Origin of the sequence: Streptococcus sp. 3874 (assembly GCF_013276425.1) — a bacterium.
GTDB classification, from domain to species: Bacteria; Bacillota; Bacilli; order Lactobacillales; family Streptococcaceae; genus Streptococcus; species Streptococcus pseudopneumoniae.
Genome location: NZ_VMLA01000132.1, coordinates 1 through 4,121, shown reverse-complemented (window position 1 = coordinate 4,121; position 4,121 = coordinate 1). Strand labels below are relative to the sequence as shown.

Here is a 4,121-nt window from a genome sequence, read left to right as displayed (position 1 = left end):
TCTTTGATTTTCATTGAGTTTCAAAATCCAGTCACGGTAATCCCCAGCAGGCGGACACCTCTTTCTTTCTCGCTTAATTCTTCATAGAGTTGTAGGGCTATTTGGCTTATCTGGCTAGCATCCTGTGTTTTTTGAGCTAGACTTTTTCGTTTAGTGAGAGTTGAAAAGTCCTCGTAGCGGATTTTCAAAATGACAATTTTTCCAGATTTTTCTTGTTGACTGAGATTGAGAGCGACTCTTTCTGATAGAAGAGTCAGCTCTTTTTTGATATCTTCCTCGGCACGGAGAATCTTCCCATAGGTTTTCTCCTTCCCGATTGACTTACGGATGCGATTGGATTTGACTGGGGAATTGTGGATGCCACGAGCCTTTCGATAAAGGTCATAACCCAGTCTACCAAAACGATCTATTAGGGTCACTTCAGGGACTTCAAGTAGGTCAGCGCCAGTAAAAACGCCCATTTGATGAAGACGTTCTACAGTCTTTTTTCCTACTCCATGAAACTTGGAAATATCCATTTGTTTGAGGAAATCCTCAGCTTGGTCAGGTAGAATCACTGTCAAACCATGTGGTTTTTGATAATCACTGGCCATTTTAGCCAAGAATTTGTTGTAAGAAACGCCAGCAGAAGCAGTTAGATGGAGTTCTTGCCAGATATCCTCTTGAATGAGGCGAGCAATTTTGACCGCTGACTTGATCCCGAGTTTATTTTCTGTCACATCCAAATAGGCTTCGTCAATGCTCATGGGTTCTATTAAATCTGTATAGCGCTTAAAGATAGCTCGAATCTGGAGTCCCACAGCTTTGTATTTCTCATAATTCCCCGAGATGAAGACGGCCTGGGGACAACGCTCATAGGCTTCCTTAGAGCTCATGGCTGAATGGATACCAAAAGCTCGTGCCTCATAGCTACAGGTAGAAACGACTCCCCGCCCACCTGTTTGCCGAGGGTCACTGCCGATAATGACAGGTTTTCCTCTGAGTTTAGGATTATCTCTGATTTCCACCGCAGCAAAAAAGGCATCCATGTCAATATGGATGATTTTTCTTGACAAATCATTTAACAAAGGAAAAATCAACATGCCTAGCCCCCTTTTTACCGCTTATTTTCTTTTATTATACCCTTTTTTCTGAAAAAAAGAAAAAAGGACTTTATTTTTTCAAAAATATAATACAGTTTGAAATAAAATATAGACTGTTTTAGAAAAGAAAGTGTAAAAATAGGGATTTTCCACTTGTTGAAATCGGTTACTGTATGGTATACTTGTCTCATGAATGTAACAGATGGTTGTTACTAGAAAGAAAAAAGAGGACATTAACATGGTTGTTAAAACAGTTGTTGAAGCACAAGATATTTTTGACAAAGCTTGGGAAGGCTTCAAAGGCGTAGATTGGAAAGAAAAAGCAAGTGTATCACGCTTCGTACAAGCTAACTACACACCTTACGATGGAGACGAAAGCTTCCTTGCAGGACCAACAGAACGTTCACTTCACATCAAAAAAATTGTAGAAGAAACGAAGGCTCACTACGAAGAAACTCGTTTCCCAATGGACACTCGTCCAACATCTATCGCTGATATCCCAGCAGGATTTATCGATAAAGAAAATGAAGTTATCTTCGGTATCCAAAACGATGAACTCTTCAAATTGAACTTCATGCCAAAAGGTGGTATCCGTATGGCTGAAACAACTTTGAAAGAAAATGGATACGAACCAGATCCAGCTGTTCACGAAATCTTTACTAAATACGTAACAACAGTTAACGACGGTATCTTCCGTGCCTACACTTCAAACATTCGTCGCGCACGTCACGCACACACTGTAACTGGTCTTCCAGATGCATACTCACGCGGACGTATCATCGGTGTTTACGCACGTCTTGCTCTTTACGGTGCAGACTACTTGATGCAAGAAAAAGTAAACGACTGGAATGCAATCGAAGAAATTGATGAAGAAACAATCCGTCTTCGTGAAGAAATCAACCTTCAATACCAAGCATTGCAACAAGTTGTTCGCTTGGGTGACCTTTACGGAGTTGATGTTCGCAAACCAGCGATGAACGTTAAAGAAGCGATCCAATGGGTTAACATCGCCTTCATGTCTGTCTGCCGTGTTATCAACGGTGCTGCTACATCTCTAGGACGTGTACCAATCGTTTTGGACATCTTTGCAGAACGTGACCTTGCTCGTGGTACATTTACTGAATCAGAAATCCAAGAATTCGTTGATGATTTCGTTATGAAACTTCGTACAGTTAAATTTGCTCGGACAAAAGCTTACGACCAATTGTACTCAGGTGACCCAACTTTCATCACAACTTCTATGGCTGGTATGGGTAACGACGGTCGTCACCGTGTTACTAAGATGGACTACCGTTTCTTGAACACTCTTGACAACATCGGTAACTCTCCAGAACCAAACTTGACAGTTCTTTGGACTGATAAATTGCCATACAACTTCCGCCGCTACTGTATGCACATGAGCCACAAACACTCTTCTATCCAATACGAAGGTGTAACAACAATGGCTAAAGACGGATATGGTGAAATGAGTTGTATCTCATGCTGTGTGTCTCCACTTGACCCAGAAAATGAAGAACAACGCCACAACATCCAGTACTTCGGTGCGCGTGTAAACGTATTGAAAGCCCTTCTTACTGGTTTGAACGGTGGTTACGACGATGTTCACAAAGACTACAAAGTATTTGACATCGAACCAATCCGTGACGAAGTTCTTGAATTTGAATCAGTTAAAGCTAACTTTGAAAAATCTCTTGACTGGTTGACTGACACTTACGTAGATGCCTTGAACATCATTCACTACATGACTGATAAATACAACTACGAAGCTGTTCAAATGGCCTTCTTGCCAACTAAACAACGTGCCAACATGGGATTCGGTATCTGTGGATTTGCCAACACTGTTGACACATTGTCAGCTATTAAGTACGCTACAGTTAAACCAATCCGTGACGAAAATGGCTATATCTACGATTACGAAACAATCGGTGAATACCCACGTTGGGGTGAAGATGACCCACGTTCAAACGAATTGGCAGAATGGTTGATCGAAGCTTACACTACTCGTCTACGTAGCCACAAACTTTACAAAGACGCAGAAGCTACTGTATCACTTTTGACAATCACATCTAACGTTGCTTACTCTAAACAAACTGGTAACTCACCAGTCCACAAAGGTGTATACCTCAACGAAGATGGTTCTGTGAACTTGTCTAAACTTGAATTCTTCTCACCAGGTGCTAACCCATCTAACAAAGCTAAAGGTGGATGGTTGCAAAACTTGAATTCACTTTCTAGCCTTGACTTTAGTTATGCAGCTGATGGTATCTCATTGACTACACAAGTATCACCTCGCGCTCTTGGTAAGACTCGTGACGAACAAGTTGATAACTTGGTAACAATCCTTGATGGTTACTTCGAAAACGGTGGACAACACGTTAACTTGAACGTTATGGACTTGAACGATGTTTACGAAAAGATTATGTCAGGTGAAGACGTTATCGTACGTATCTCTGGATACTGTGTAAACACTAAATACCTCACTCCAGAACAAAAAACTGAATTGACACAACGTGTCTTCCACGAAGTTCTTTCAATGGATGATGCCTTGGATGCATTGAGCTAATCAAGTTCTTGAATAATGAAAAGGAACTCTCGGTCAGTCGACTGAGGGTTTTGTGCTTGGGGATAGTGTGAGCAATTCCTTTGGCGCAATATGCAATGTTTTTGGAAAGGAATAGTGGACCGAATCTGAAATAGCCCGCTGAAACGTTTCAAACAGTGCTAGAAATTGACTGGAATTCAAAGATACTTGTTGAGTTGGGGGGATTTGAAAATAATCCTCAATGAAAATCAAAGAGCAAACTAGGAAGCTATCCTCAGGTTGCTCAAAACACTGTTTTGAGGTTGTAGATAGAACTGACGAAGTCAGCTCAAAACACTGTTTTGAGGTTGTGGATAGAACTGACGAAGTCAGCTCAAAACACTGTTTTGAGGTTGTGGATAGAACTGACGAAGTCAGTAACCATACCTACGGCAAGGCGAAGCTGACGTGGTTTGAAGAGTATTAGGAGAAAAAGAATGAAAGAAATAACCTTTGAC

The 4,121-nt window shown here is 41.2% G+C and carries 3 protein-coding genes; 2 read left to right on the top strand and 1 reads right to left on the bottom strand.

All coding sequences use genetic code 11. From position 1 onward, the window contains the following. Positions 1 to 20 precede the first annotated feature (20 nt). Positions 21 to 1,082, bottom strand: a complete 1,062-nt coding sequence (dinB, locus tag HT703_RS10815; RefSeq protein ID WP_000904576.1) for a DNA polymerase IV — start codon at positions 1,080 to 1,082, stop codon at positions 21 to 23. 238 nt (positions 1,083 to 1,320) lie between these two features. Between dinB and pflB the strand changes: the two genes are divergently transcribed. Further along, positions 1,321 to 3,645, top strand: coding sequence for a formate C-acetyltransferase (gene pflB, locus HT703_RS10810; protein ID WP_000260631.1), 2,325 nt, complete (start codon positions 1,321 to 1,323; stop codon positions 3,643 to 3,645). Positions 3,646 to 3,865: 220 nt separating this feature from the next. Beyond that, positions 3,866 to 4,090, top strand: a complete 225-nt coding sequence (locus HT703_RS11895; RefSeq protein ID WP_240150165.1) for a hypothetical protein — start codon at positions 3,866 to 3,868, stop codon at positions 4,088 to 4,090. Positions 4,091 to 4,121: the final 31 nt, after the last annotated feature.